Origin of the sequence: Micromonospora sp. SL1-18 (assembly GCF_047921505.1) — a bacterium.
Taxonomy (GTDB): Bacteria; Actinomycetota; Actinomycetes; order Mycobacteriales; family Micromonosporaceae; genus Micromonospora.
The window spans coordinates 1-517 of record NZ_JBLROA010000211.1; the positions used below are offsets into that span (position 1 = coordinate 1).

General features: G+C 71.6%; 1 protein-coding gene. It reads right to left on the minus strand.

The features are described 5' to 3' along the window. Nucleotides 1-480: transposase (locus ACNAW0_RS30610; RefSeq protein ID WP_416291517.1), on the minus strand; the 480-nt coding region annotated here is incomplete at its 3' end. Nucleotides 481-517: the final 37 nt, after the last annotated feature.

Consider the following 517-nt stretch of genomic DNA (forward strand, 5'->3'; position numbering starts at 1 on the left):
ACGTTCGGCGTTGGCGACCGCCCATCGTCTGGACGGCCGCTGCCCGGTGCGCCGGTCCGGTCCCTGACGGCGCGAGACCCGGCGGGAGAGCCGTTTGAGGTGCTTGAGCGCGCTGTCGTAGTGCCCCGGGTTCGGCACGAACCCCACTGCGCCCTGGCTGTCGGCGACCACCGCCAGGCACTTCACACCCAGGTCCACACCCGCCACCACGTCCGGGCGGGCCGGGGTGCGGTCGGTGGCGCGTTGGATCTCGACCTGGAAGGAGACGAACCACCGGCCCCGCGCGAACCTGACCGTGGCCGACAAGATCCGGGCGGTGCCGTTGCCGATACGGCGGTGCAGCTTGCGGGTCGACTCGTGGGTACGGATCGCCCCGAGCCGTGGCAGCGTGACATGCCGCCGGTCCGGCTCCACCCGGATGGCGCCGGTGGTGAACCGGCACGCCAGCCGAGCCTTGTGCTTCGACTTGAGTCGGGGCATGCCCACCCGCTTGCCTTTACGCTGCCCGCGCTTGGAT